The sequence below is a fragment of the Variovorax sp. GW821-FHT09A10 genome (genome assembly GCF_059418385.1).
This window is the reverse complement of the sequence record NZ_JBWKPT010000005.1, coordinates 329,230-351,856: the sequence shown is the minus strand read 5'-3', so window position 1 is coordinate 351,856 and position 22,627 is coordinate 329,230. Positions and strand designations below refer to the sequence as shown.

The following is a 22,627-nucleotide window of genomic DNA, read 5'->3' as shown; positions in this document are numbered from 1 at the left end:
GCTCGCTGCATGCCTCCTTCCCCCGCGAAAAAAACGTCCGCCAAGACCGACACCGCCGCCGCGCCGTCTCCCCGGTCGGACCGGCTCGACGCCCGCGTGCTCGAAGGGCTGGTCGGCTACAACGCCCGGCGCGCCTGGCTGATCGTGAGCACCGTGTTCGCCGACCGCATGGCGCCCTACGGCCTCAAGCAGATCGACTTCTCGGTGCTCTCGCTGCTGGCGCACAACCCGGGCGCCACCTCGCGGCAGCTGTGCAACACGCTGGACATCCTGCCGCCCAACCTCGTGAGCCTGGTGGCCACGCTGGACGGCCGCGGCCTCATCGAGCGCCGCCCGCATCCGTACGACGGCCGCGCCGTCGGCCTGCACCTCACGCCGACCGGCGAGACGCTGATCCGCGAGGCCGAGCAGGCCGTGGTGCAACTGGAAACCGAAGCCAGCAGCCGCCTGAGCACGCGCGAGCGCGAGACGCTCATCAAGCTGCTGCAGAAGATCTATCTCTGAACATTGAGCGCCGCCGCTACAGGCCGCGCTCCACCATGTCGATCAGGCGCTGTCCGAGCGCATGCGTGGCCGTGGCGTCGACGCCGCGCAGCGGGCCGTCGATGATGAGCAGCGCCAGCCCGTGCACCGCCGACCACGCGAGGTATTCGGCATCGGGGCGCCGCGCCGGGTCGAGCACGCCCGCATCCACCAGCCGGTCGATGGCTGCGCCCAGCAGCTGGAACGGGTCGAGCCCGCTGGCGCCCGCGCCGTCGGCACCCACGTCGCCCTGCGCCTCTTCCGACACCACGAAGGCCGTGCGGAACAGCCCCGGCTGCGCCTGCGCAAAGCGCAGGTAGGCGGTGCCGATGGCGCGCACCTGGGCGCGCGCGAAGTCCGCGGGCGGCTGGTCGCAGGGCAGCACGGCGAGTTCGCTTTCCATCGCCTTGGCGGCCTCCGACAGCGCCGCGGCGCGCACCGCCAGCAGCAGGTCGTGCCGGCTGGCGAAGTGGCGGTAGGCCGCATTCGGCACCACGCCCACGCGGCGCGTGGCCTCGCGCAACACCACCGCATCGGGGCCACCGTCCCGTGCCAGTTCGATGCCCGCATCCAGCAGCGCACGGCGCAGATCGCCATGGCGGTAGGTGCTGCGCGCGGGCGGCAGGCTTTCGGGCACGTTGTTGAGCTTCATCACTTCTCCCATGTGGACACTGTCCATTATCTCTGCTATTCTTTGTGGACGGTGTACACAAAGTAATTCCATTGTTTTCGCGCAGACCCGTTGTGCCCGTGAACCAACCGAAAGGAAACGCCATGAAAGTCCAGTCTTACCTGTCCTTCGAAGGTCGTTGCGACGAAGCCATCGCCTTCTACAAGAAGGCGCTCGGCGCCGAAGTCGTGCAGCTGATGCGCTACAGCGAGGCGCCGGCCAGCGGCGGCCCCGAAGGCAACCCCGAAGCCGGTTGCGCCGGCGGCATGCCCAGCCCTGACAAAGTGATGCATTCGGTGGTGCGCATCGGCGACACCGAACTCATGCTGTCCGACGGCAGCTGCTCGGGCCACGCGGAGTTCAAGGGAATCATGCTGTCGCTCACCGCGAACAGCGACGCCGACGCCCGCAAGTGGTTCGACGCACTGGCCGACGGCGGCCAGGTGATGCAGCCGCTGATGCCGACCTTCTTCACCTCCAGCTTCGGCATGCTCGGCGACCGCCTCGGCGTGGGCTGGCTGCTGGTGGTGGCCCCGCCCGCCGCGTGATGCGCGAGGGCTTGCTCTTCCTTCTTCTCACACGTCTTTCATCATGCTCAAGACCATCGTCCTCGCCGTGCTCGCGCTGATTGCCGCACTGCTCATCTACGGCGCCACGCGGCCCGACAGCTTCCGCGTCGAGCGCACCACGCGCATCGAGGCGCCGGCCGAAAAGATCTTTCCGCTGATCGACGACTTCCACCGCTGGGGCGCGTGGTCGCCCTACGAAAAGCTCGACCCGGCCATGAAGCGCAGCTACGGCGGCGCCGCCAGCGGCAAGGGCGCGACCTACGCCTGGGAAGGCAACAGCAAGGCGGGCGCGGGCACGATGGAAATCACCGAGTCGCAACCGGCGTCGAAGGTCGCGATCAAGCTCGACTTCATCAAGCCTTTCGAAGGCCACAACACGGCCGAGTTCACGCTGCAGCCGCAGGGCGGCGCCACGCAGGTCACCTGGGCCATGTACGGCCCGAGCCCCTACATGGCCAAGCTCATGGGCATCTTCTTCGACATGGACACCATGATCGGCAAGGACTTCGAGGTGGGCCTGGCCAATCTGAAGAGCGCCACCGAGAAATAAACGCCTCGTCCCTTCATCAACTCACCTCCATCATTCAAGGAACTCTCATGTCCCCCATCAACGCTTACCTCACGTTCGACGGCAACGCTGCCGAGGCCATGCGCTTTTACGAGAAGACGCTGCGCGGCACCATGCAGATGATGATGACCGTCGGCGAAGCGCCCGGCACCGAGCAGATGCCGGCCGAGGCCAAGAAGCGGATCATGCATGCGTCGCTCACCTACGGCGACGGCATCCTCATGGCCTCCGACACCATGCCGGGCCAGCCCTTCGACGGCATGAAGGGCTTCGGCGTGGCGCTCACGCTCGACACCGTGGCCGAGGCGCGGCGCATCTTCGACGCCTTCGCCGACGGCGGCTCGATCGGCATGCCGTTCGAGAAGACCTTCTGGGTCGAAGCCTTCGGCATGGTGACCGACCGCTTCGGCACGCCATGGCTGATCAACGGCGGCAAGCCGCTGGTCTGACCTTTTTCTTCTTCCTCATCGTCCTGTCTGCAGGAGCTCACCTTCCATGACCGAAACCCTCGACAACCGAAAGCGCTGGCTCGCCCTGATGGTGCTGTGCCTGGGCGTGCTGATGATCGTGCTGGACACCACGATCGTGAACGTGGCGTTGCCTTCGATCCGCACCGACCTCGGTTTTTCCGAGACGTCTTTGGTCTGGGTGGTGAACGCCTACATGCTGACCTTCGGCGGCTTCCTGCTGCTGGGCGGTCGGCTGGGCGACCTGTACGGCCACCGCCGCGTGTTCCTCGCGGGCCTGGTGCTGTTCACGCTGGCCTCGCTGGCCTGCGGGGTCTCGACCTCGCAGGGCCTGCTGGTGGCGGCGCGCGCGGTGCAGGGCCTGGGCGGCGCGGTGGTGTCGGCGGTGGCGCTCTCGCTCATCATGAACCTGTTCACCGAGCCGGCCGACCGCGCCAAGGCGATGGGCGTGTACGGCTTCGTGTGCGCGGGCGGCGGCAGCATCGGCGTGCTGCTGGGCGGCCTGCTCACGAGCACGCTGAGCTGGCACTGGATCTTCCTGGTCAACCTGCCGATCGGCGTGGCGGTGTATGCGCTGTGCGTGGCGCTGCTGCCCAACGCACGCGGCCATGCGCACGGCGAGAAGCTCGACGTGGCCGGCGCCATCACCGTCACCTCGTCGCTGATGCTCGCGGTGTACGGCGTGGTCAACGGCAACGAGGCGGGCTGGGGCTCCACGCAGACGATCGGCCTGCTCGGCGCGGCCGTGGTGCTGCTGGCCGTCTTCATCGCCATCGAGGCGCGCGTGCAGCATCCGCTGATGCCGCTGGGCCTGTTCAAGCTGCGCAGCGTGTCGGTGGCCAACGTGGTGGGCGTGCTGTGGGCCGCGGCCATGTTCGCGTGGTTCTTCATCTCGGCGCTGTACATGCAGCTGGTGCTGCAGTACACGCCGATGCAGATCGGGCTGGCCTTCCTGCCGGCCAACGTGATCATGGCGGTGTTCTCGCTCGGCCTCTCCGCGAAGATCGTGATGCGCTTCGGCATTCGCAAGCCATTGGCGGCGGGGCTGTGGCTCGCGGCGCTCGGGCTGGCGCTGTTCGCGCGTGCGCCGGTCAACGGCAGCTTCGTGCTCGACGTGCTGCCCGGCATGGTGCTGCTGGGCCTGGGCGCGGGCATGGCCTTCAACCCGGTGCTGCTGGCGGCCATGAGCGAGGTCGACCCGGCCGACTCGGGCCTGGCCTCGGGCGTGGTCAACACCGCCTTCATGATGGGCGGCGCCCTGGGCCTGGCCGTGCTGGCCAGCGCCGCGGCGGCACGCACCACCGCCATGGCCACCGCCGGCGCGCAGACGCCGCTGGCGCTCACCGGTGGCTACAACCTGGCATTCCTGGTCGGCGCCGTGTTCGCGGCGGCGGCGGGTCTGATCGGGGTCTTGCTGCTTCGCCCGGCCTCGCCGGGACACACCCACAACAACAACGAAGCAGCGTCGGCCCCGGGCGCGGCGGGCAAGACAGCGTCGCCGTGAACGCGACGGCGCCATGCAGCCCCCGCTTTTTCTTTTTCAACGTTTCTATCCCCTATTCAGGAGAACAGACATGGCTCGTTATGTAGACGGATTCATCGTCGCCATTCCCACCAAGAACGTCGAGGCCTACCGCAAGCTGGCGCGCAAGGCCGGCAAGGTCTGGATGGAGTACGGCGCGCTCGAGTACGTGGAGTGCATCGCCGACGACGTGAAGCCCGGCAAGCTCACGTCGTTCCCGCAAAGCGTGAAGCTCAAGGCCGACGAGACCGTGGCCTTCTCGTGGATCACCTACAAGTCGCGCAAGCACCGCGACACGATCAACAAGAAGGTCATGGCCGACCCGCGCCTGGAGGCCATGATGGACATGAAGAACCTGCCGTTCGACGGCAAGCGGATGATCTTCGGCGGCTTCAAGTCGATCGTGGAACTTTGATGCTTTCTCAGGCCAGGAAGCCGTCGTAGACGAGCTTGAGGCCCGTGAGCAGCATGCCCAGATAGACGAAGCGATAGAACCACGTCGCATCGATGCGGCGTGCGATGCGGATGCCGATCCACACGCCCAGCGGTGCGATCGGCATCAGCACGAGCGAGGTGGCCAGCGTGCGAAAGTCGAGCAGGCCGAGCCACGCGTAGGGAATCCACTTGCTGAGATTCACCACGAAGAAGAAGTAGGCCATGGTCGCCGTGAACACCACCGGCTTGAGCTTCAACGGGATCACGTAGGCATTGATCGGCGGCCCGCCCGCATGCGCGATGAAGCTGGTGAAGCCCGACACGGTCGTCAGCACCGCGCCCACCGCGCGCGACGGCAGCGGGTCGTTGGGCTTGGGCGGAAACAGCAGGCGCTGCGCCAAAAACACCAGCGTGAACACACCCACGATGCCCGCCACCGTGTGGGCCGACAGCACGCGAAACAGCAGCGTGCCGATCACCGTGCCGACCAGCCCGAACGGAATCAAAAACTTGAGCAGCGAGCGGTCGAAGTCGCGCCGGAACGCGGCCAGGCCGAGCAGGTCCATGAGCAGCAACAGCGGCATCAGGATCGCCGCCGCCTGCGGCACGGTGACGGCCAGCGCCATCATCGGCACGGCCAGCGACCCGAAACCGGCGCCGAAGCCACTCTTGCTGATGCCGAGCAGCAGCACGGCGGGGACGGCGACCGCGTAGAACGACGGGTCGGTGATGAGGGGAAAAACCATGGAGAAACCAGCAGCGCAGAAAAAAGCCCGCCAGGAGCAGGCGGGCCGTGCGGGAGCGTAGCAGGAAGCCGGTTTCCTGCCGACGGCCCACCCCGGCCACGCCCCGCTCCCCCCTCACGGGACAACCCGCTTGACAGCGTTTTCGAGATTTATGACATTTATGATCATAAATACCCGAAACGCAGATGCCCCCTTCCCAACCCAAGCCTTCGCTCACGCGCGACAAGCGCGTGAAGCGCTCCGACCAGGTGGTCGACAACATCAAGCGCTGGGTCGTGCAGACCCAGCAGCAGGTCGGCAACAAGCTGCCGCAGGAGAAAGAGCTGATCGAGCAGCTCGGCGTGTCGCGCGGCACGGTGCGCGAGGCGCTGGCCGCGCTGCAGGTGCAGGGGCTGGTGGCGATCAGCACCGGCCCCAACGGCGGCGCCACGCTCACGCAGGCCTCGTACGAGCAGTGCCTGCAGGCGGTGTCGAACTTCCTGTACTTCCAGCCGGTCGACATCACGATGCTGTACGCGCTGCGCCGCGTGGTCGAGCCCGAGCTGGCCGCCAACGTGGCCACGCGCCTCACCGAGGCCGACCTGGCCGCGCTGGAGGCGCTGATCGGCCACAGCCATCCGGCGCACGGCGGCAGCGCCGACTGGAACGAGCGCCGCGAGGCCGACCTGCTGTTCCATGACCGCCTGGCCGAGGCCTGCAGCAGCCCCTTCCTGGCGCTGGTGTGCCGCCTGCTCAACGACGTGATCCGCCGCGTGATCATCGTGCGCAACGCGCTCACGGAGTTCGACCAGTTCGACGAGGAGATCGTCGACAGCCACACCGAACTGCTCGACGCGCTGCGCGCCCGCGACCCCGCGCGTGCGCGCGAGGTCATGCGCGTGCACATGGAACACGCCGAAGCCCTGGCCCTGGAGGCCGAATCCCGCGTCGACCGCGGCAGCCTGCTCATGAAGAAACCGACCGGCTGACGCCCGCGCGGCGCGGGCTGACCCGCCGCCCTCTTCTCCTGCTCTCTCTTGCCTTCACCCCGGTCGCGCCGGGGTGCGGGGTTTCCTTTGCCTGAACTTTCCCGAAGACCTCCCATGACTGCATCCCCCGCCCTCTGGCAGCGCAGCGCCACCGACCTCGCCGACGCCGTGCGCCGCCGCGAGGTGTCCTGCCGCGAAGTGACGACCAGCGTGCTCGCGCGCATCGCCGAACTCAACCCGCGCCTCAATGCCCTGGCCGAGGTGCTGGCCGACGAAGCCCTGGCCAGCGCCGACGCCGCCGATGCGCGCACCCTGAGCGGCGAGCCGCTGGGCCCGCTGCACGGCGTGCCGGTGAGCATCAAGGTCAACGTCGACCAGGCCGGCCACGCCACCACCAACGGCGTGATCCCGCTGAAGGACCACATCGCCCGCGAAGACGCACCGGTGGTGGCGCACTGGCGCAGCGCGGGCGCCGTCATCGTGGGGCGCAGCAACACCGCGACCTACTCGTCGCGCTGGTTCACCGACAACGGCGTGCACGGCCGCACGCTGAACCCGTGGGACGCGGCCATCACCCCCGGCGGCTCCAGCGGCGGCGCGGCCTCGGCGGTGGCCGCCGGCATGGGCGCGCTGGCGCACGGCAACGACATCGGCGGCTCGATCCGCTACCCCGCCTACGCCTGCGGCGTGGCCGGCCTGCGCCCCACCGCCGGCCGCGTGCCGGCCTTCAACCCGAGCGCGACGAGCGAGCGCGGCATCACGCCGCAGCTCATGTCGGTGCAGGGGCCGCTGGCGCGCAGCATCGCCGACCTGCGGCTGGGCTACGAGGCCATGGCGCGTCCCGACGCGCGCGACCCGAACTGGGTGCCGGTGCCGCACGAGCTGCCGCGCCCCGCCGGCCCGCTGCGCGTGGCGTTGTTCAAGCGCGCGCCGGGCATCCCGGTCGACCCGGCCGTCACACAGGCGCTGGACGACGCCGCGCACGGGCTGCAGCAGGCGGGCTACGCGGTCGACGAAGCCGAGCTGCCCTTCTTCGGCGAGGCCGCCGCCCTGTGGCGCACGCTGATCGTGGACGACACCCGCCGCAACATCATCGCGGGCGTCGAGCAGCACGGCGACGACCTCATGCGGCGCAGCCAGCGCTACCTGCTCGAAGGCATGGCCGAGACCGACCGCGACGGCTTTCTGGATGCGCTCGCGCGGCGCCAGGCGCTGCTGCGCAGCTGGTCGGTGTTCATGCAGACCCATCCGCTGGTGCTGATGCCCGTGTCGTGGCAGCGCCCCTGCCCGCAGGACGAAGACGTCGCCAGCCTGGAGCGCGCCCGCGCCCTCATCGACGCCCAGAGCCCGCTGCTCGCAACCGCCGCGCTGGGCATGCCCGGCCTCGCAGTGCCCACCGGCATGGCCGGCAGCGCGCCCATGGGCGTGCAACTGCTCGCCTGGCGCTTTCGCGAAGACCTGCTGCTGGAGGCCGGCCAGGCGATCGAAGACGCGGCCCGCTTCACGCCGCTGGTCGCGCATTGACCTTTCTCTTCATGTTCTTCCAACGATTCCAACCACCCGGAGACTTTCGATGACCCCCTTCACCTTCCCCACCGGCGCTGCGCTCTCGCGGCGCGGCCTCATCCGCGCAGCGGCGGCCACGGGCCTGGGCGGCCTGCTGCCGTACGGCGCGAACGCGCAGCCGGCGGTCAACCGCCTGATCGTGCCCTTCCCGGCCGGCGGCCCCGCCGACTTCATGGGCCGGCTGCTGTCTGAAAAGCTCAAGGACGAGCTCGGCCGCCCGGTGATGGTCGACAACCGCCCCGGCGCCGGCACGCGGCTGGCGGCCGAGGTGCTGAAGAACAGCCCCGCCGACGGCACCACCATGCTGCTGGCGCCGGTCGACCCGATGTTCATCGGCCCCGCGATCTACGCCAACATGCGCTTCAACCCGGCCACCGACTTCAAGCCCGTGACCGACGTGAGCGGCATCCAGTTCGGCCTGGCCGTGAGCGCCGCCTCGCCGGTGAAGACGCTGGCCCAGTTCGTCCAGGCCGCCAAGGCCCACCCCGACCAGGGCTCGATCGGCATCACCACCGTGGGCTCGCTGCTGCACTTCCTGGCGATGGACTTCGTGGCCCTGTCGCGCAGCGGCGCCACCCTGGTGCCCTACCGCGGCGGCGCGGCCATGGTCACCGAGCTGATCGGCGGCCAGGTGGCCTCGGGCATGGACGCCACCACCACCCTCACCGAGTACCACCGCGCGGGCAAGCTGCGCGTGCTGGCCGTGGCCGGCGACAAGCGCGCCGACGGCCTGCCCGACGTGCCGACCTTCGCCGAGTCGGGCTACCCGACGCTGGTGGCCTCGTCGCGCTACGTGCTGTACGCCCACGCCAACACCGCGCCCGCCACGCTGGCGCAGTGGAACCGGGCCGTGCGCAAGGTGCTGGCCCTGCCCGATGTGCGCGAAAAGCTGGGCCGCGTGGGCTACGACCTGCTGCCCGGCGCGTCGACCGAAGAGGTGGTGCGCTACACCGACGCGCTGGCCGCACGCTGGCTGCCGGTGATCAAGGCCTCGGGCTACAAGGGCGACTGACGCCCGGCGGCAGCCACCCAACCGCCGAAAAGTGTGCGTAAACGCACCGACCGGCGGCGGCGGGGCTCTCACACTGGCATGGCAACCGCCGCAGTCCGCGGCGGCCTTCTTCCTTTTTTCTTCCACTCAAGGATTCGCCATGAACACCCAGGCTGCCCCGATCGCCTCCGCCGCTTCGGCGTCTTCCTCCTCGTCGTTCCTTGCCACGCCCGCTGCCCGCGACGACGCCGGCAAGCTGGTGCTGCGCGTGTCGGTCGGCGTGCTGATGCTGTTGCACGGCATCTTCAAGCTCTCGGCCGGCGTCGGCTTCATCAGCGGCATGCTGGCCAAGGCCGGCCTGCCCGGCGGGCTGGCCTACCTCGTGTTCGTGGGCGAGATCGTCGCGCCGCTGTTGATGATCGCGGGCCTGTGGACGCGCGCCGCCGCCGCCGTGGTGGTGATCAACATGCTCTTCGCCTTCGGCCTCGTGCACATGGCCGACCTGTTCGCGCTGACCAAGCAGGGCGGCTGGGCGCTGGAGCTGCAGGGCCTGTACCTGTTCGGCGCACTGAGCGTGGCGCTGATGGGCGCGGGCCGCTACAGCGTCGCCGGGCCGAACGGCCGCTGGAACTGATCTAGTCCCCGCGCACCTGCGACACCATCAGCGCCAGGCGCTCGGCATCGGCCACCACCAGCGCCTTGCCGTCCTTGCGCAGCACGCCGCTGCGCACCAGCGTGTTGAGTTCGCGGGTCACCTGCTCGCGGTTGGTGCTGATCTGGCTGGCCAGCGCCGCGTGCTTGGGCGCGGGCTCCAGCCGGGCCTCGTTGCCGTCGATGCCCGCCTCGCGCGCCAGGCGCAGCAGCTCGGCATGCAGGCGGTTCTGCACGCCCAGCGTGCTCAGGTCGATCACCCGCTCCGACAGCTGCCGCACCAGCGCGGCCAGCCGCTGCATCACGCGCTCGGCCACCAATGGCTCCTCGCGCAGCAGTGCCAGGAAGGCCGCGCGGTCCAGGCTGGCGACCACGCAGGGCTCGAGCGTGACCACGTCGGCCGAACGCGGCCCGCCGTCCAAAGCGGCGATGTCCCCGAAATGCGCGCCGGCCTCCGAATCGCGGAACGTCACCTGCCGGCCGTTGGCCGCGTAGGTCGTCACCCGCACGCGGCCCGACACCAGCAGGAACACCTCGCCCTGCAGGTCGGCGCGCAGCATCAGCGGCTTGCCGGCCGCCACGCTGTGCCACAGGCACTGGCGCGCCAGATGGTCGAAGCGGTCGTCGGACAGGCCTTCGAGCAGCGCGATACGGCGCAGCGCGAGGCTGGAGCGGGGGGTGGGTTCGGGTAGGGCCATGCCGGTGGTCATCGAGGCGCGCGCATTATGCTCGGGTGCCGCTTCGAACCCGTTCATGGACAGACGTTCCCCTCCTTCCCCTTTTTTGCTGAGAACGCCGACACGGCGCAACCTCCGCTGGGCGAGCGGGCTGGTGCTGATGGCCTACATCACGGCGCACCTGCTGAACCATTCGCTGGGCCTCGTCTCCTTCGCCGCGGCCGAGACCGTGCTGCGCGGCGTGCAGAAGTTCTGGCACAGCCTGCCCGGCACGCTGCTGCTGTACGGCGCCGCCCTCACCCACCTCGTGCTGGCCGTGGCCGCCCTGTGGGAACGCCGCACCCTGCGCATGCCGCCGCTCGAAGCCCTGCGCGTGCTGCTGGGCTTTGCGCTGCCGCTGCTGCTGGCCACCCACCTCACCGCCATGCGCGGCGCCTGGCTGGCCTACGGCATCGAGGGCTCGTACGTGCGCGTGGTCTGGGGCCTGTGGGACCTGGCCGGCGCGGGCGCGCAGCTGGGCATGATGCTCGCCGCCTGGGCCCACGGCTGCCTCGGCCTGCATTTCGCGCTGCGCGTGCGCCCGCTCTACCGGCGCCTGTTCGCGCCGCTGCTCGCGCTGGCCGTGCTGCTGCCGGTGACCGCCGCGATGGGTTTCGTCTCGATGGGGCGCGAGTTCCAGTGGACCGGCGTGCCGCCCGTCGTGCTGCCGACGCCCGACCAGGGCCGCGCGCTCAACGCCGCCGAGACCAACATCAAGCTCTATTACGCCTTGGCGTTGCTGGCCCTGCTCGCGGCCTACGCGGCGCGCAGCCGCCTGGCCCGGCGCGCGCGCGGTGCCACCGTCGCGCTGCGCTACCCCGACCGCACCGTGCACGTGCCGCCCGGCTGGAGCGTGCTCGAAGCCAGCCGCTCGCACGGCATCGCGCACGTGTCGATCTGCGGCGGACGCGCGCGCTGCTCCACCTGCCGTGTGCGCGTGGGCGGCGCGCCTGAACACATCGGCACGCCCGGCCGCGACGAGCAGCGCACGCTCGAACGCGTGCGCGCCCCGCACGACGTGCGGCTGGCCTGCCAGCTGCGCCCGCGCGGCAGCATCGAGGTGACGCCGCTGTTCGCACCGCTGCCGCGCGAAGGCCGGCCCGCGCCGGTCGGCCGCTTCGGGCACGAGCGCGACGTGGCGATTTTGTTCGTCGACCTGCGGCGCTGGTCGGGCCTCTCGGAGCGGCAGTGGCCCTTCGACCTGGCCTACGTGCTCGACCGCTACTTCGCCATCGTGGGCGCCGCCGTGCGCGAGAGCGGCGGCGTGCCCAACCAGTTCATCGGCGACAGCGTGATGGCCATCTTCGGCCTCGAAAGCGACCTGCCCACCGCCTGCCGGCAGGCCCTGCATGCCACCCAACTCATTGGCGAGCGCATGGACGCATGGAACATCGACTTCCAGGCCCAGTTCGGCCAGCACCTGGACTTCGGCATGGGCCTGCACGCCGGGCGCGCGGCCGTCGGCGAGGTCGGCTACCTCGAGACCACCACCTTCACCGCCATCGGCGAAGTGGTCAACACCGCGAGCCGCCTGCAGGACCATTCCAAGACCGCCTCGGCGCGGCTCGTGGTCTCGCAGTTCGCAGCGCAACAGGCCGGCGCCGAAGCAACGCTGGGCGAGGTCGACACGCTGAACGTGCGCGGGCGCTCCGAGCCGCTGGCCGTGATGTATTCACGCGCCGGGAAAGCGGCCTGAGCATCACCTGCCGGATTCGGTGCGCAAACGCACAGCGCCTTCCGTGATGCGGTTTCACACTGCAGCTTGTGGCAACGACGACTGTCCGCCGCCCACAGACTCAAGGGAAATCTCATCATGAACAGCAAGCAACTCCTCGCCATTTCTGCCGCCGCCTTCGCCCTGCTGGGCACCGTGGGCGCGGCCCACGCCGAAACGTATGAAGGCGTGCACGCCATCACCTCGGCCGTCAGCCGTGCCGACGTGCGCACCGAAGCCGTCGCCGCCGCGCGCAACGGCAACGAATACTCCGACGCTGCCGCCGAAGGCACCGTCGCCGTGACCTCCACGCTCGACCGCCAGGCCGTGCGCGACCAGGCCGTGGCCGCTGCCCACAACCCGCTGCAAAGCCTGGACCGCCGCGCCTTCTACCGCGACGAAGTGCCCTCTGCCTACAAGAAGCCGGCCGTGAGCTTCACGCGCCAGGCCGGCCTGTAATCACGACGTCACCTGCACCCGCGCCGCGCGCGGGCCTGCAGCTTCGGTGATCGTGAAGCGCACCGGCAGGAAGCGCTCGATCACCGCGCAGTTCGTGCGCGTGTGCGGCGTCACTTCGCTGCAGGTGAACGCGCCCGACTGCCCCGGTTGCCGGAACACCGCCAGCGCCAGCAGCAGCGCCAGTTGGTCGGCCAGGTGCGGCCCCACGGCCGCGTCCTCGTGCTTCTGGAAGGCACGCACCTCCTTCACGAGGCCGTGCGCCACCTGCTCCGCGCTCAGCGTCTTCTCGCCGAAGGCCGTGAACACCTCGGTGAGGTGCGCGTAGGCCAGCGTCACCAGCAGCGCATTGCCCGGTCCTTCGTTCTGGCGCGTCGGCACCGTGCGCAGCTGCTCGGCCTGCGCCGACCAGCCCATCGCCGCCCCCACCGTCTCGAGTTCGCGCGCCGCCACATGGCGCGGCAGGCCGGGCGCCAGGCACTCGGCATGGCCCGCCAGCAGGTTGCCGCGTGACAGCAGGTCGAAGGCCTGCAGCCGCGCGCCTTCCACCGCCGGCACGATCGTCGCGTCCACCTCGCCACCACCGGCCGGGTAAAAGCCGCAGCGGCGCAGCACCAGCTGCAGGTCGCCGCCGAGGCGACGCACCAGCGGCGCGAACGCGCGCTCCAGGAAGTGGAACGGCGGCGCCATCGGGTTGTGCGTGCCACCGCTCAGCCGCAGCCGACTCACCTGGCCCGCGGGTTGCAGCAGCAGCGGCGGCAGCACCGTCTGCAGCACCAGCATGCAGCTGCCCGCGCCGGCGATCGCGAAACGGTAGTCGCCCGCGCGCACCGGCCCCGGCACGAAGCGCAGCGACTGCGAGCCCAGCTCGGCACCCTCGACCTGCGCGCCGCTGATCTGCGCCGCCGCATGCACGCACGCCAGGTGCTGGCGCATGAGACCCGGCTTGGCCCGGCCCGCGCGGATTTTCGCGATGGCCAGCGGCCGGCCCGTGACCATCGACAGCGCGAGGCCGGTGCGCAGGATCTGGCCACCGCCTTCGCCTTGGGAGCCGTCGAGTTCGACGGCGTCGCGTGCTCGTTGTTCTTCTTGTGCTTCCGTCATCGGGAAAGTCTTTCTTTCTTGTTCAGTCGTTTGTCGTTGTTCTTGTTCGCGCGGTTCCGAGCCGGCAAGCGCGGCAGCGCACCGCCGTGCTGTGGATGCTGCCGAGCGCCACCTCGTACCACCACTTCTGCTGCTTGGCCGTCCACACCTCTTGCGCACCACAGTCGCGGCAGGTGAACGCCTTGTCGACGTAGAAGGTGGGCAGCGGGCCGTAGGTGTTGTTGTGCGCGGCAAGCAGGGCTGTATCGGCAGCGACCATGCCTTCGGCGCGCAGCAGCCGTGCATCGGCCTGGCGCTGCTGCAGTGCCACGGCACGCGCGGCGCGTTCGAGGCGGTGCGCCTTGATTTCGGCGCGGCGTTGCTTGTTGCTTTTCATGGCCTGTTTCTCCAACGATCGGCCGGGGCACACGCCAACGGCCTTTGTCTAACCCTTCACGCAAACCACCTGCTTGAGCGTGTAAACCACCTCCACCAGGTCCTTCTGCGCCTCCATCACCGCGTCGATGTCCTTGTAGGCCATCGGGATCTCGTCGATCACGTCGGCGTCCTTGCGGCATTCGACGCCTTCGGTCGCGGCGATCTGGTCGGCGACGGTGAAGAGCTTCTTGGCCTTCGTCCGGCTCATCTTCCGGCCCGCGCCGTGGCTGCAGCTCATGAAGCTCTCGGGGTTGCCCTTGCCGCGCACGATGTAGCTCTTGGCGCCCATGCTGCCCGGGATGATCCCCAGCTCACCGAGCTTCGCGCTCACCGCGCCCTTGCGGGTCACGAGCACGTCCTGCCCGAAGTGCGTCTCGCGGCTCACGTAGTTGTGGTGGCAGTTCACCGCTTCCACGTGCGCCTCGAAAGGCTTGGCGATGACCTTGCGCGCGGCCGCGACCACGCGCTGCATCATCACTTCGCGGTTCGCCCGTGCGAACTTCTGGGCCCAGCCCACCGCACGCACGTAGTCGCCGAAGTACTGGGCGCCTTCCTCGAAGTAGGCCAGGTCCTGGTCGGGCAGGTTGCGCTGGTGCAGCTGCGCGTCCTTCTTCGCGAGTTCGATGAAGTGCGTGCCGATGGCATTGCCCACGCCGCGCGAACCCGAGTGCAGCATGAACCACACGGCGCCCGCTTCATCGAGGCACACCTCGATGAAGTGGTTGCCCGTTCCCAGCGTTCCCAGGTGCTTGTGGTTGTTCGTGTTCTTGATGCGCGGGTGGTCCTCGCAGATCAGCTCGAACTCGTCCACCAGCTTCACCCAGGCGGCGTCGGTTTCGTCGGGCGGGGTTTCCCACGAACCCTTGTCGCGGCCCATGCGCTTGGGGTTGCTTCCGTGCGGCACGGCCTTCTCGATCGCAGCACGCAGCGGGCCCAGGTTGTCGGGCAGGTCGCGCGCGTTGAGCGTGGTCTTGCAGGCCATCATTCCGCAGCCGATGTCCACGCCGACGGCGGCGGGGATGATGGCCTTGAAGGTCGGGATCACCGAGCCCACGGTCGCGCCGATGCCGTAGTGCACGTCGGGCATGGCCGCGATGTGCTTGAACACGATGGGCAGGCGCGCGGCGTTCTCGAGCTGCTTCTGCGCCTCGTCTTCCACGGGCACGCCATTGGTCCACATCTTCACGGGGACGCCGTTGGCGACTTCGTGCAGCTTGTAGTTCGTCTTCGTTTCCATAATTTCTTTCGTTTTCTTCTTCAATCGGCAATCAAATCAAACACCGAATCGAGTATTTCCTTGGGGCCCATTCCTGCCCCGCAACCGCAAGCGGAGTGCTGTTCGATCGTCGACATATCCAAGGCCAACATCTTCTTGGCAAAGAGATCGCGGTGATGTGCATCCAAGAGCCATGACTTCATGGTTTCGCGAAACACGGGCCGGTCGTCGGCAAAGGCATTCTCAATTTCCCGAGCCTTCCAAAAGTCCCAGTAGCCGGCATTGGCGTAGTGCAACGTGGCACCAGGACTCTCTGCTTCTAGCCAATGCGCCAGCAAGGGTTCCAATCCGATGCCACCCAGATGGAACATCAGCAGGATGTCAAAGGCATTGCCTCCCATGAAGTGGTTGGATGCCTGTTCTTGCCAATGGTGCCGCCGAAGTCCTTCGGAAAAGAACACCAATGCGAATGCATCGATGACCGCACGCTCCTGCACTGAAAATGTTCCCGCCTCGCAGCGCCCCAGACGGTCCAGATAAAGCTCCGTCGAGTGGTGCAACTCAGCGCCTTGACTCAACAAGTCGAACATTCGTGGCAAGAAGTACTTGATTTCGTTGCCGGGCTGCACTTCGCTTTTGGCAGAAGTGTTGTACTCATAAAAGTGTCTGGCTGTGAGTTGCAACAACGGCAGGCAACGCATCTCTTTCTCCAGCGCGTCGTCCATGCAACAGGAGATGCAGACGTCCAGCATGTGACTTGGCGCCCGGTACTTCTTGAACACGGCGTAGGCCTGCTCTACCGCTTGGCTCATCGCGAATGAAGGCTTCAACAGTTTTTCGTTCATTTTTTCCTGCTCCAACTTCAAGTTGGTGGACACGGCGGGATTCGAACCCGCATCAATACGGCGACCGTGGTGTTTGAATCCAGCGGCCCAGTCGACGATTGGAAACGCGCGCCAGTGACAGACCCGTCATCGGAGCCAGCACCTGCATCCTCAACCTTGCTCGTCGACCGACTTGCCCGCCGTACCTGGTCTTACCCAGGCTGCCGGCAATTTCAAACATTTTTGGCAGTGGCGCTCCCTTCTGTGCCTGCGTGCCCGTGTCTCTCTCTTTTCTCTACCGCTCAGGACCCGTTCGGCCGCAGCGTCACGAGTCCGTTGAGCACCTGGTCCAGGCCGCCGACCACCGAGATCTTGTCGATGCGCTCGGCCACGCGTTCCAGCGTCTCGAGTTCCTTCATGCGCAAGGCGACGGGGTTGCCCTCCATCACCTTCGCGGTGTTCAGCAGCGAGCGCGTGGCCGCGGTTTCCTCGCGGCGGCGGATCACGTTGGCCTGGGCCGACTTCTCGGCCTCCACCACCTGCGCGAGGATGGTCTTCATCTCGCCCGGCAGGATGATGTCCTTCACGCCCACGCTCTCCAGCACCAGGCCCGAACCCTCCAGCCGCTCACGCACCTGCGCCAGCACCGTCTGGTCGATGGCGGACTTGTTCTCCAGCAGCGCGTCGAGCGTCTGCTCACCCACCGCCGCGCGCAGGCCGAACTGCAGCTCGCGGTACACATGCTCGGCCGGCTTGGGCATCTGCGCCAGGGCCTGGCGCACATCGGCGAAACGCCACACCGCCGACAGGTTCAGCCGCAGCCCCACCTTGTCACGGGTCAGGATTTCCTGGCCGCTCACTTCGGCGATCTGCGAGCGCAGGTCCACGCTGGTCACGGCCACCTGCCGGTTGAAGCGCCAGAAGCCGTGGTTGCCCGGCGGCAGCAGGGCCTGCATCTGGCCTTCGAGGGTCAGCACGCCGGCGTGGAACTCGGGCACCTGCACCAGCAGCACGCCTTCGAGCCCCTGCACCGCACGCGGACGCAGCGCCACGCTCTGCAGCTTGGCCAGCAGCTCGGCCGGCAGGCGTGCATCGGCGGCCACGTCGATCACGTCGACGCGCTGCTCGCGCAGGCCGCGCCAGTAGAGCTTGCGGGTGGCGGGCGGCAGCACCTGCACCAGCACGCCGTCTTCATGGCGCAGGCCGACCTCGGTCTCGCCCAGCGACACCTGCACGAACTCGCGCTGCACCAGCTGCGGCTCGCGCGCCAGGAAGTAGTCGGCCAGTTCGTGGTCGAAGGCCGGCTCGGCCAGCGAGAAGCGCTCGAGCTGCACGGTGTCGAAGCCCGTGAACACGCGGTGCTTGCCGGCGGCGTACAGGCCCTCGAAATCGCCGTTGCGCAGCAGCAGCACGCGTTCGTTCTTCTTCACGGTGAATTGGGTGAATCCCAGCATTTTTTCTTCCTCTCTCTTCTTCTTCGTTGCGGTTGTCGTTCGTCTACGTTTCGTGTCGGGGCCCACGAAGGGCAGGCGGCGGGCACCGTGGTTTGCGAGGTCAGCAACGCAGCGGTCGACGGGTCGGTGCGGTGGCGCGGCCACTCGGGCTACGCCATCGCCTCCTTCTGCGTCGATGGCTGCATGCGGTTCCTGGCAGAACGCGCGATGCGCAAGCCGCCTGCACTGGCACGGTGTCGCTCGGCCGGGCCCTGCCCTGCGCCTCGCTCCGGTGTGCCGGGGCGGTGGGGCTTTCGCCCCCATCAAAGCGGCGGTGCGAACACCGCCGAAGGTTGTTTGCGGGAATCGAACCCGCCACGCCGCGTGGTTAGCACGGTGCTCGACCATGAGCAGACTGGATCAAGTCCAGTGACCAGTGCAGTTCAACAGCGGCATACCGCGGACCCAAGAACAGGTCTGGCCTGCGGCACCGGGCCGCTTTCATGCGGCACCTGGGAGCGGATGAACTGCATCCGGACCCTTTCCCTATTGCAGCGAGCGTGCCAACTTGCGCGCACGGCGCCTGAAAACAGGGCGATGGCGATGCAAGTCATTGACCTGCAAGGAAAATTTCTTCTTCGCCCGGTGTGACACGCGCCCATCCCTTGCTAGCATTCGGATAATTTCTAGAATTTCAGCTAGTCTTTTATCCATGAAGCCCATCGTCGTCATCGGTTTCCTCGGCACCCAGCTCGATGCCGGCCAGGGCGCGGGCCGCTGGCACAAGTGGCGCCCCACGGTCTCGCTCGCGCAGCACGACGACATGGTGGTCGCGCGCATCGAGCTGCTGCACACGCGCAAGCACACGGCGCTGGCCGAGCTGGTGAAGGCCGACATCGCCGCCGTGTCGCCCGAGACACTCGTCCACCTCGTGCCCTTCGACCTCGAAGACCCGTGGGACTTCGGCGAGGTCTACACGCGCCTGTACGACTGGGCGCGCGCCTACCCCTTCCAGCCCGAGCGCGAGCAGTACTGGACGCACATCACCACCGGCACGCACGTGGCGCAGATCTGCATGTTCCTGCTGTCGGAATCGCGCGTGGTGCCGGGCGTGCTGGCCCAGACCTCGCCGCCGCGCAAGCAGCGCCAGGGCGACGCCGGCAAGGTCGCGCTCATCGACCTCGACCTGTCGCGCTACGACCCGATCGCGCGCCGCTTCGATGCCGACCAGCGCGACGCGGTCGCCTTTTTGAAGAGCGGCATCGCCACGCGCAACGCGCGTTTCAACGCGCTCATCGACGAGATCGAGCGCGTGGCCGTGCGCTCGCGCGCGCCCATCCTGCTGGTGGGGCCGACGGGCGCGGGCAAGTCGTTCCTGGCGCGCCGCATGTTCGAGCTGAAGCAGGCGCGCCACCAGGTGACGGGGCCGTTCGTCGAGGTGAACTGCGCCACGCTGCGCGGCGACGGCGCGGCCTCCACGCTGTTCGGGCACAAGAAGGGCTCGTTCACCGGCGCGGCGAGCGACCGCGCGGGGTTGCTGCGCACCGCGCACCAGGGCGCGCTGTTCCTCGACGAGATCGGCGAGCTGGGCCTGGACGAACAGGCGATGTTGCTCAAGGCCATCGAGGAAAAACGCTTCTTCCCCGTGGGCGCCGACAAGGAAGTGGAGAGCGACTTCCAGCTCATCGCCGGCACCCACCGCGACCTGCGCCGCGACGTGGCGCAGGGGCGCTTTCGCGAAGACCTGTTCGCGCGCATCAACCTCTGGACCTACGACCTGCCTGGCCTCGCGCAGCGGCCCGAGGACATCGAGCCCAACCTCGACCACCTGCTGGCCCTGCACGCGGCCGAGAACCACCGCGTGGTGCGCTTCAACGCCGAGGCGCGCGCGGCCTACCTGCGCTTTGCGCAGAGCAGCGAGGCGATCTGGCGCGGCAACTTCCGCGACCTGTCGGCCAGCGTGACGCGGCTTGCGACGCTGGCCGATGGCGGGCGCATCGCCGTCGCGCTCGTCGAGGCGGAGATCGCGCGGCTGCGCTGGCTGTGGAAGCACGAAGGCGCGGGCACATCAGTGGCAGCGGGCGACGACGTCGATCTGGAAGCCCTGCTCGGCGAAGAGAAGTTCGCGGCGCTCGACCTGTTCGACCGCCTGCAGCTCGAAGCGGTGGTGCGCGTGTGCCGGCCGGCGCGCAGCTTGTCGGAGGCGGGACGCCAACTGTTCCAGGCCTCGCGGACGCAGCGCAGCGTGGTGAACGATGCGGACCGGCTGCGCAAGTACCTGGCCAAGATGGGGCTGGACTGGGCGCGCGTTTCAGCCGATGCGCGACCCTGAGGGCGTGGGCTATCCTCCGCCCGATGCCCATCTCCGCATTCGCCGTGAAGGTTCCCGCGGCTGAAACCATCGCCGCAGACCTTCGCCGCCGCTTCGACCCCACCGTGGCGCTCGGCGTGCCCGCGCACATCACGCTGCTCGTGCCCTTCATGGACCCCGCGTTGATCACCGACGAGGTGCTCGCCCGCGCGCGGCGCGTGCTGCAACACACGGCGCCGTTCTCGTTCGTGCTCGGCAAGGTCGGGCGCTTTCCCGAGACGGCCTACCTGGCACCGGAGCCCGCTGCGCCGTTCATCGAGATGACGCGTGCGCTGGTGAAAGAGTTTCCCGACTTCCCGCCGTATGACGGCGCGCATGACGACATCGTTGCGCATCTGTCGGTGGCGCATGGCAACGCGCTGCATGCGGAAGAAGCGGCCATCGAACTGCAGGCGCGGCTGCTTGCGTCGGGGCCGGTGCAAGCGCGCTGCACGGAGGTCGTGCTCATCGAGAACGCATCGGGGCAGTGGTTGGACATGCATGTCTTTCAGTTGCCGAGCGCCGCGACCTGATCCAGGCCGGCAGCAGCCAGGACTCGATTCACCCGAACAAGGAACCTGCATGGGCCCCGAAGCACTGATCATTCCGGGCCTCTGGCTCGGTGCCGCCCTTACCGCGTACTACCTCTATCTTTGCTGTCGCTCGACCTCTCGTCCGTTCGCCCTTTCCACACTGATCACCGCGTTGTTTTTTGCTTCGCTGATTGCTGGTTCCGGCGGCAGGCCCGACTTTTTTTGGCGCGATTTCTTCATGATCTATGTGCCTGGCTTGCTTGCGTTCGGCCTGCACGCGCTTTGCATCAACCTCTTGCTGAAGTTCTCCAACCGACAGACTCCCCCACCGGAAACGCCGACATCGCGCCGCATATGACCAGAACCACCGCACCCGCTCGCCGCTGGTGGATGTCGCTCGCCGCGCTGCCGCTCTTGCTGCTCGGCGGCTGCGTGCAGTCGATGTTCTACTACCCCGACCGCGTGCGCTACGAAACGCCCGACGCGCTGGGCCTGCGCTACGAGAACGTGCGCTTCACCAGCGCCGACGGCACGCGCCTGAGCGGCTGGTTCATTCCCGCCGCGGGCCGGACGGACCCGAAGGCGGCCAAGGGCACCGTGGTGCACTTCCACGGCAACGCGCAGAACATGAGCAGCCACTGGCGCTTCGTGGCGTGGCTGCCCGCGCAGGACTACAACGTCTTCGTGTTCGACTACCGCGGCTATGGCGAATCGGACGGCGAACCCGAGCCCCGCGGCGTGTTCGAGGATTCGAATGCCGCGCTCGACCATGTGCGCACCCGCGCGGATGTCGATGCGTCGCGGCTGTTCGTCTTCGGGCAGAGCCTGGGCGGCACGAACGCGATCGCGGCCGTGGGCTCGGGCAACCGGGCCGGCGTGAAGGCGGTGGCGATCGAGTCGACCTTCTATTCGTACCGCTCGATCGCCAACGACAAGCTGCCGGGTGCCGGCCTGCTGGTGCGCGACGACTACGCGGCCTCGAAGTTCGTCGCGGCCATCGCGCCGATTCCGCTGCTGCTGATCCACGGCACGGCCGATGCGGTGATTCCGCACCACCACTCGCAGCGCCTGCTGGCCGACGCGAAAGAACCCAAGCAGCTGATCGAGGTGCCGGGCGCCGGCCACCTCGAGCCGATGGCGGCGCCGCGCTTTGGCACCACCTACCGGCAAGCCCTCACCACCTTCTTCGACAGCGCCCCGGCGCTGCCTGCCCGCCCATGAAACACTTCGACGAAGCGGCCACCGCCGCACCCCTGGGCTTCGAGCAGCTGGTGCCCGCGCTGCGCGCCGCCTTCGCGGCCGAGGCGCAGGTGCCGCCGCGCCACGTGCACAGCATCGAGACCGGCGGCGACGCGGCCACGCGCGGCACGGTGCTGATCATGCCGGCGTGGAGCGACGCGGGCTTCCTGGGCATCAAGACGATCAACATCTTTCCGGGCAACGGCGCACGCGGCCTGCCCGGGCTGCACGCGACCTACGTGCTGTACGACGCGCGCACCGGCGTGCCGCTGGCGATGATGGACGGCAACGAGATCACGGCGCGGCGCACGGCGGCCGCCTCGGCGCTGGGTGCTTCGTTCCTGGCCCGCACCGACGCGCGCAAGCTGCTGGTGCTGGGCACCGGCCGCATCGCGCGCATGCTGCCCGCCGCGCACGCGAGCGTGCGACCTATCGACGAGGTGTGGGTCTGGAACCACCGGCCCGAGGGCGCCGAGGCGCTGGCCGAGCAATGGCGCAGTGAGGGATGGAACGCGCAGGCGGCCGGCACCGACCTCGAAGCGGCCGTGCGCCATGCCGACATCGTGAGCTGCGCCACGCTGGCGACCACGCCGCTGGTGCGCGGCGAATGGCTCGCGCCGGGCGCGCACCTCGACCTGATCGGCAGCTTCACGCCCGCGATGCGCGAGGCCGATGTGCAGTGTTTCGACGGCACGCGCACCTTCATCGACACGCCCGAAGCCTTGCAGAAGGCCGGCGACCTGCTCGACGCGATCGCGGCCGGCACCTTGCGTGCCGACGCGGTGCAGGGCACGCTCGCCGAGCTGTGCCGTGGCGCGCGGCCCGGGCGCACGGGCGATGCCGAGCGCACGGTGTTCAAGGCCGTGGGCAGTGCGCTCGAAGACCTGAGCGCGGCCACGCTGGTGTGGCAGGCGCGCACGGACCCCTGAGGTCCGCGCGGCCCGCCGTGG

At 68.5% G+C, this 22,627-nt stretch carries 25 protein-coding genes; 17 read left to right on the top strand and 8 right to left on the bottom strand.

All coding sequences use genetic code 11. From position 1 onward, the window contains the following. Positions 1-9 precede the first annotated feature (9 nt). Positions 10-504, top strand: coding sequence for a MarR family winged helix-turn-helix transcriptional regulator (locus AC07Q9_RS21290; RefSeq protein ID WP_489057679.1), 495 nt, complete (start codon positions 10-12; stop codon positions 502-504). A 16-nt stretch (positions 505-520) separates the two neighbouring features. Here AC07Q9_RS21290 and AC07Q9_RS21285 read toward each other — a convergent pair whose 3' ends face one another. Further along, positions 521-1,174 carry a TetR/AcrR family transcriptional regulator gene (locus AC07Q9_RS21285; protein WP_492680274.1) on the bottom strand — a complete coding sequence of 218 codons (654 nt, stop codon included), beginning with the start codon at positions 1,172-1,174 and terminating at the stop codon, positions 521-523. Between the two features lie 122 nt (positions 1,175-1,296). Between AC07Q9_RS21285 and AC07Q9_RS21280 the strand changes: the two genes are divergently transcribed. The 5 genes from AC07Q9_RS21280 (at position 1,297) to AC07Q9_RS21260 (ending at position 4,733) form a co-directional block, all read left to right on the top strand. Then, positions 1,297-1,740 carry a VOC family protein gene (locus tag AC07Q9_RS21280; protein WP_495311726.1) on the top strand — a complete coding sequence of 148 codons (444 nt, stop codon included), beginning with the start codon at positions 1,297-1,299 and terminating at the stop codon, positions 1,738-1,740. A 43-nt stretch (positions 1,741-1,783) separates the two neighbouring features. Further along, on the top strand, positions 1,784-2,311 hold the full coding sequence (locus AC07Q9_RS21275; RefSeq protein WP_495311725.1) for an SRPBCC family protein: 528 nt from the start codon (positions 1,784-1,786) through the stop codon (positions 2,309-2,311). Positions 2,312-2,358: 47 nt separating this feature from the next. Further along, a complete protein-coding gene (locus tag AC07Q9_RS21270; RefSeq protein WP_495311724.1) occupies positions 2,359-2,778 on the top strand; it encodes a VOC family protein in 420 nt (139 codons plus the stop codon). A gap of 46 nt (positions 2,779-2,824) precedes the next feature. Continuing rightward, positions 2,825-4,300, top strand: coding sequence for a DHA2 family efflux MFS transporter permease subunit (locus AC07Q9_RS21265; protein WP_495311723.1), 1,476 nt, complete (start codon positions 2,825-2,827; stop codon positions 4,298-4,300). A gap of 70 nt (positions 4,301-4,370) precedes the next feature. After that, on the top strand, positions 4,371-4,733 hold the full coding sequence (locus AC07Q9_RS21260; RefSeq protein WP_062479540.1) for a DUF1428 domain-containing protein: 363 nt from the start codon (positions 4,371-4,373) through the stop codon (positions 4,731-4,733). A 7-nt stretch (positions 4,734-4,740) separates the two neighbouring features. Here AC07Q9_RS21260 and AC07Q9_RS21255 read toward each other — a convergent pair whose 3' ends face one another. Next, positions 4,741-5,499, bottom strand: a complete 759-nt coding sequence (locus tag AC07Q9_RS21255) for a sulfite exporter TauE/SafE family protein (protein ID WP_062479543.1) — start codon at positions 5,497-5,499, stop codon at positions 4,741-4,743. A gap of 185 nt (positions 5,500-5,684) precedes the next feature. Here AC07Q9_RS21255 and AC07Q9_RS21250 point away from each other — a divergent pair, with 185 nt between their 5' ends. From AC07Q9_RS21250 to AC07Q9_RS21235, 4 genes are all read left to right on the top strand, one after another. After that, complete coding sequence (locus AC07Q9_RS21250; protein WP_070061946.1) at positions 5,685-6,467, top strand: FadR/GntR family transcriptional regulator; 783 nt, start codon at positions 5,685-5,687, stop codon at positions 6,465-6,467. A 114-nt stretch (positions 6,468-6,581) separates the two neighbouring features. Then, the gene (locus tag AC07Q9_RS21245; protein ID WP_495311722.1) at positions 6,582-7,991 is read left to right on the top strand and encodes an amidase family protein; all 1,410 of its coding nucleotides are present in this window, start codon (positions 6,582-6,584) and stop codon (positions 7,989-7,991) included. A 49-nt stretch (positions 7,992-8,040) separates the two neighbouring features. Next, entirely contained in the window at positions 8,041-9,045 is a 1,005-nt protein-coding gene (locus AC07Q9_RS21240) for a tripartite tricarboxylate transporter substrate-binding protein (RefSeq protein WP_307589362.1), read from the top strand. A 139-nt stretch (positions 9,046-9,184) separates the two neighbouring features. Beyond that, the gene (locus AC07Q9_RS21235; protein WP_062479555.1) at positions 9,185-9,658 is read left to right on the top strand and encodes a DoxX family protein; all 474 of its coding nucleotides are present in this window, start codon (positions 9,185-9,187) and stop codon (positions 9,656-9,658) included. Position 9,659: 1 nt separating this feature from the next. Here AC07Q9_RS21235 and AC07Q9_RS21230 read toward each other — a convergent pair whose 3' ends face one another. After that, a complete protein-coding gene (locus tag AC07Q9_RS21230; protein ID WP_083259261.1) occupies positions 9,660-10,385 on the bottom strand; it encodes a Crp/Fnr family transcriptional regulator in 726 nt (241 codons plus the stop codon). A 43-nt stretch (positions 10,386-10,428) separates the two neighbouring features. Here AC07Q9_RS21230 and AC07Q9_RS21225 point away from each other — a divergent pair, with 43 nt between their 5' ends. Beyond that, positions 10,429-12,087, top strand: coding sequence for an adenylate/guanylate cyclase domain-containing protein (locus tag AC07Q9_RS21225; protein WP_495311721.1), 1,659 nt, complete (start codon positions 10,429-10,431; stop codon positions 12,085-12,087). A gap of 117 nt (positions 12,088-12,204) precedes the next feature. Next, positions 12,205-12,564: an alpha/beta hydrolase gene (locus AC07Q9_RS21220; RefSeq protein ID WP_495311720.1), complete on the top strand. Its 360-nt coding sequence runs from the start codon at positions 12,205-12,207 to the stop codon at positions 12,562-12,564. Here the strand turns inward: AC07Q9_RS21220 and rtcA are convergent, their stop codons facing one another. The 5 genes from rtcA to AC07Q9_RS21195 all read right to left on the bottom strand — a co-directional run bounded on the left by rtcA (position 12,565) and on the right by AC07Q9_RS21195 (position 17,576). Continuing rightward, on the bottom strand, positions 12,565-13,665 hold the full coding sequence (gene rtcA / locus AC07Q9_RS21215; protein ID WP_495311719.1) for an RNA 3'-terminal phosphate cyclase: 1,101 nt from the start codon (positions 13,663-13,665) through the stop codon (positions 12,565-12,567). Positions 13,666-13,687: 22 nt separating this feature from the next. Further along, a complete protein-coding gene (locus AC07Q9_RS21210) occupies positions 13,688-14,041 on the bottom strand; it encodes a zinc-ribbon domain-containing protein (protein WP_159272966.1) in 354 nt (117 codons plus the stop codon). 48 nt (positions 14,042-14,089) lie between these two features. After that, complete coding sequence (locus AC07Q9_RS21205; protein WP_495311718.1) at positions 14,090-15,319, bottom strand: RtcB family protein; 1,230 nt, start codon at positions 15,317-15,319, stop codon at positions 14,090-14,092. A 20-nt stretch (positions 15,320-15,339) separates the two neighbouring features. Next, a complete protein-coding gene (locus AC07Q9_RS21200; protein WP_495311717.1) occupies positions 15,340-16,176 on the bottom strand; it encodes a hypothetical protein in 837 nt (278 codons plus the stop codon). 248 nt (positions 16,177-16,424) lie between these two features. Continuing rightward, positions 16,425-17,576, bottom strand: a complete 1,152-nt coding sequence (locus AC07Q9_RS21195; protein ID WP_062479867.1) for a slipin family protein — start codon at positions 17,574-17,576, stop codon at positions 16,425-16,427. Between the two features lie 691 nt (positions 17,577-18,267). Here AC07Q9_RS21195 and rtcR point away from each other — a divergent pair. Genes rtcR through lhpI form a run of 5 tightly spaced genes read left to right on the top strand, consistent with a single transcriptional unit; the run spans position 18,268 to position 22,606 of the window. Then, entirely contained in the window at positions 18,268-19,887 is a 1,620-nt protein-coding gene (gene rtcR / locus AC07Q9_RS21190) for an RNA repair transcriptional activator RtcR (protein ID WP_495311716.1), read from the top strand. 23 nt (positions 19,888-19,910) lie between these two features. Continuing rightward, positions 19,911-20,438 (top strand): 2'-5' RNA ligase family protein, encoded by a 528-nt coding sequence (locus AC07Q9_RS21185; RefSeq protein ID WP_495311715.1) that lies wholly within the window; start codon positions 19,911-19,913, stop codon positions 20,436-20,438. Positions 20,439-20,487: 49 nt separating this feature from the next. Further along, complete coding sequence (locus tag AC07Q9_RS21180; protein WP_495311714.1) at positions 20,488-20,796, top strand: hypothetical protein; 309 nt, start codon at positions 20,488-20,490, stop codon at positions 20,794-20,796. After that, positions 20,793-21,659: an alpha/beta hydrolase gene (locus tag AC07Q9_RS21175; RefSeq protein WP_495311713.1), complete on the top strand. Its 867-nt coding sequence runs from the start codon at positions 20,793-20,795 to the stop codon at positions 21,657-21,659. The genes AC07Q9_RS21180 and AC07Q9_RS21175 overlap by 4 nt, the downstream gene beginning before the upstream one ends. Then, positions 21,656-22,606, top strand: a complete 951-nt coding sequence (gene lhpI, locus AC07Q9_RS21170) for a bifunctional Delta(1)-pyrroline-2-carboxylate/Delta(1)-piperideine-2-carboxylate reductase (RefSeq protein WP_495311712.1) — start codon at positions 21,656-21,658, stop codon at positions 22,604-22,606. Before AC07Q9_RS21175 ends, lhpI begins: the two co-directional genes overlap by 4 nt. The last annotated feature ends 21 nt before the right edge of the window (positions 22,607-22,627 follow it).

Coding starts and splice junctions, on each gene's coding strand:
- AC07Q9_RS21260 (WP_062479540.1), top strand. CDS start 4,371: ATGGCTCGTTATGTAGACGGATTCATCGTCGCCATTCCCACCAAGAAC.
- AC07Q9_RS21270 (WP_495311724.1), top strand. CDS start 2,359: ATGTCCCCCATCAACGCTTACCTCACGTTCGACGGCAACGCTGCCGAG.
- AC07Q9_RS21205 (WP_495311718.1), bottom strand. CDS start 15,319: ATGGAAACGAAGACGAACTACAAGCTGCACGAAGTCGCCAACGGCGTC.
- AC07Q9_RS21235 (WP_062479555.1), top strand. CDS start 9,185: ATGAACACCCAGGCTGCCCCGATCGCCTCCGCCGCTTCGGCGTCTTCC.
- AC07Q9_RS21180 (WP_495311714.1), top strand. CDS start 20,488: ATGGGCCCCGAAGCACTGATCATTCCGGGCCTCTGGCTCGGTGCCGCC.
- AC07Q9_RS21220 (WP_495311720.1), top strand. CDS start 12,205: ATGAACAGCAAGCAACTCCTCGCCATTTCTGCCGCCGCCTTCGCCCTG.
- AC07Q9_RS21290 (WP_489057679.1), top strand. CDS start 10: ATGCCTCCTTCCCCCGCGAAAAAAACGTCCGCCAAGACCGACACCGCC.
- AC07Q9_RS21175 (WP_495311713.1), top strand. CDS start 20,793: ATGACCAGAACCACCGCACCCGCTCGCCGCTGGTGGATGTCGCTCGCC.
- AC07Q9_RS21255 (WP_062479543.1), bottom strand. CDS start 5,499: ATGGTTTTTCCCCTCATCACCGACCCGTCGTTCTACGCGGTCGCCGTC.
- AC07Q9_RS21275 (WP_495311725.1), top strand. CDS start 1,784: ATGCTCAAGACCATCGTCCTCGCCGTGCTCGCGCTGATTGCCGCACTG.
- AC07Q9_RS21195 (WP_062479867.1), bottom strand. CDS start 17,576: ATGCTGGGATTCACCCAATTCACCGTGAAGAAGAACGAACGCGTGCTG.
- AC07Q9_RS21265 (WP_495311723.1), top strand. CDS start 2,825: ATGACCGAAACCCTCGACAACCGAAAGCGCTGGCTCGCCCTGATGGTG.
- AC07Q9_RS21245 (WP_495311722.1), top strand. CDS start 6,582: ATGACTGCATCCCCCGCCCTCTGGCAGCGCAGCGCCACCGACCTCGCC.
- AC07Q9_RS21210 (WP_159272966.1), bottom strand. CDS start 14,041: ATGAAAAGCAACAAGCAACGCCGCGCCGAAATCAAGGCGCACCGCCTC.
- AC07Q9_RS21285 (WP_492680274.1), bottom strand. CDS start 1,174: ATGAAGCTCAACAACGTGCCCGAAAGCCTGCCGCCCGCGCGCAGCACC.
- rtcR (WP_495311716.1), top strand. CDS start 18,268: ATGAAGCCCATCGTCGTCATCGGTTTCCTCGGCACCCAGCTCGATGCC.
- rtcA (WP_495311719.1), bottom strand. CDS start 13,665: ATGACGGAAGCACAAGAAGAACAACGAGCACGCGACGCCGTCGAACTC.
- AC07Q9_RS21230 (WP_083259261.1), bottom strand. CDS start 10,385: ATGACCACCGGCATGGCCCTACCCGAACCCACCCCCCGCTCCAGCCTC.
- lhpI (WP_495311712.1), top strand. CDS start 21,656: ATGAAACACTTCGACGAAGCGGCCACCGCCGCACCCCTGGGCTTCGAG.
- AC07Q9_RS21185 (WP_495311715.1), top strand. CDS start 19,911: ATGCCCATCTCCGCATTCGCCGTGAAGGTTCCCGCGGCTGAAACCATC.
- AC07Q9_RS21240 (WP_307589362.1), top strand. CDS start 8,041: ATGACCCCCTTCACCTTCCCCACCGGCGCTGCGCTCTCGCGGCGCGGC.
- AC07Q9_RS21280 (WP_495311726.1), top strand. CDS start 1,297: ATGAAAGTCCAGTCTTACCTGTCCTTCGAAGGTCGTTGCGACGAAGCC.
- AC07Q9_RS21250 (WP_070061946.1), top strand. CDS start 5,685: ATGCCCCCTTCCCAACCCAAGCCTTCGCTCACGCGCGACAAGCGCGTG.
- AC07Q9_RS21225 (WP_495311721.1), top strand. CDS start 10,429: ATGGACAGACGTTCCCCTCCTTCCCCTTTTTTGCTGAGAACGCCGACA.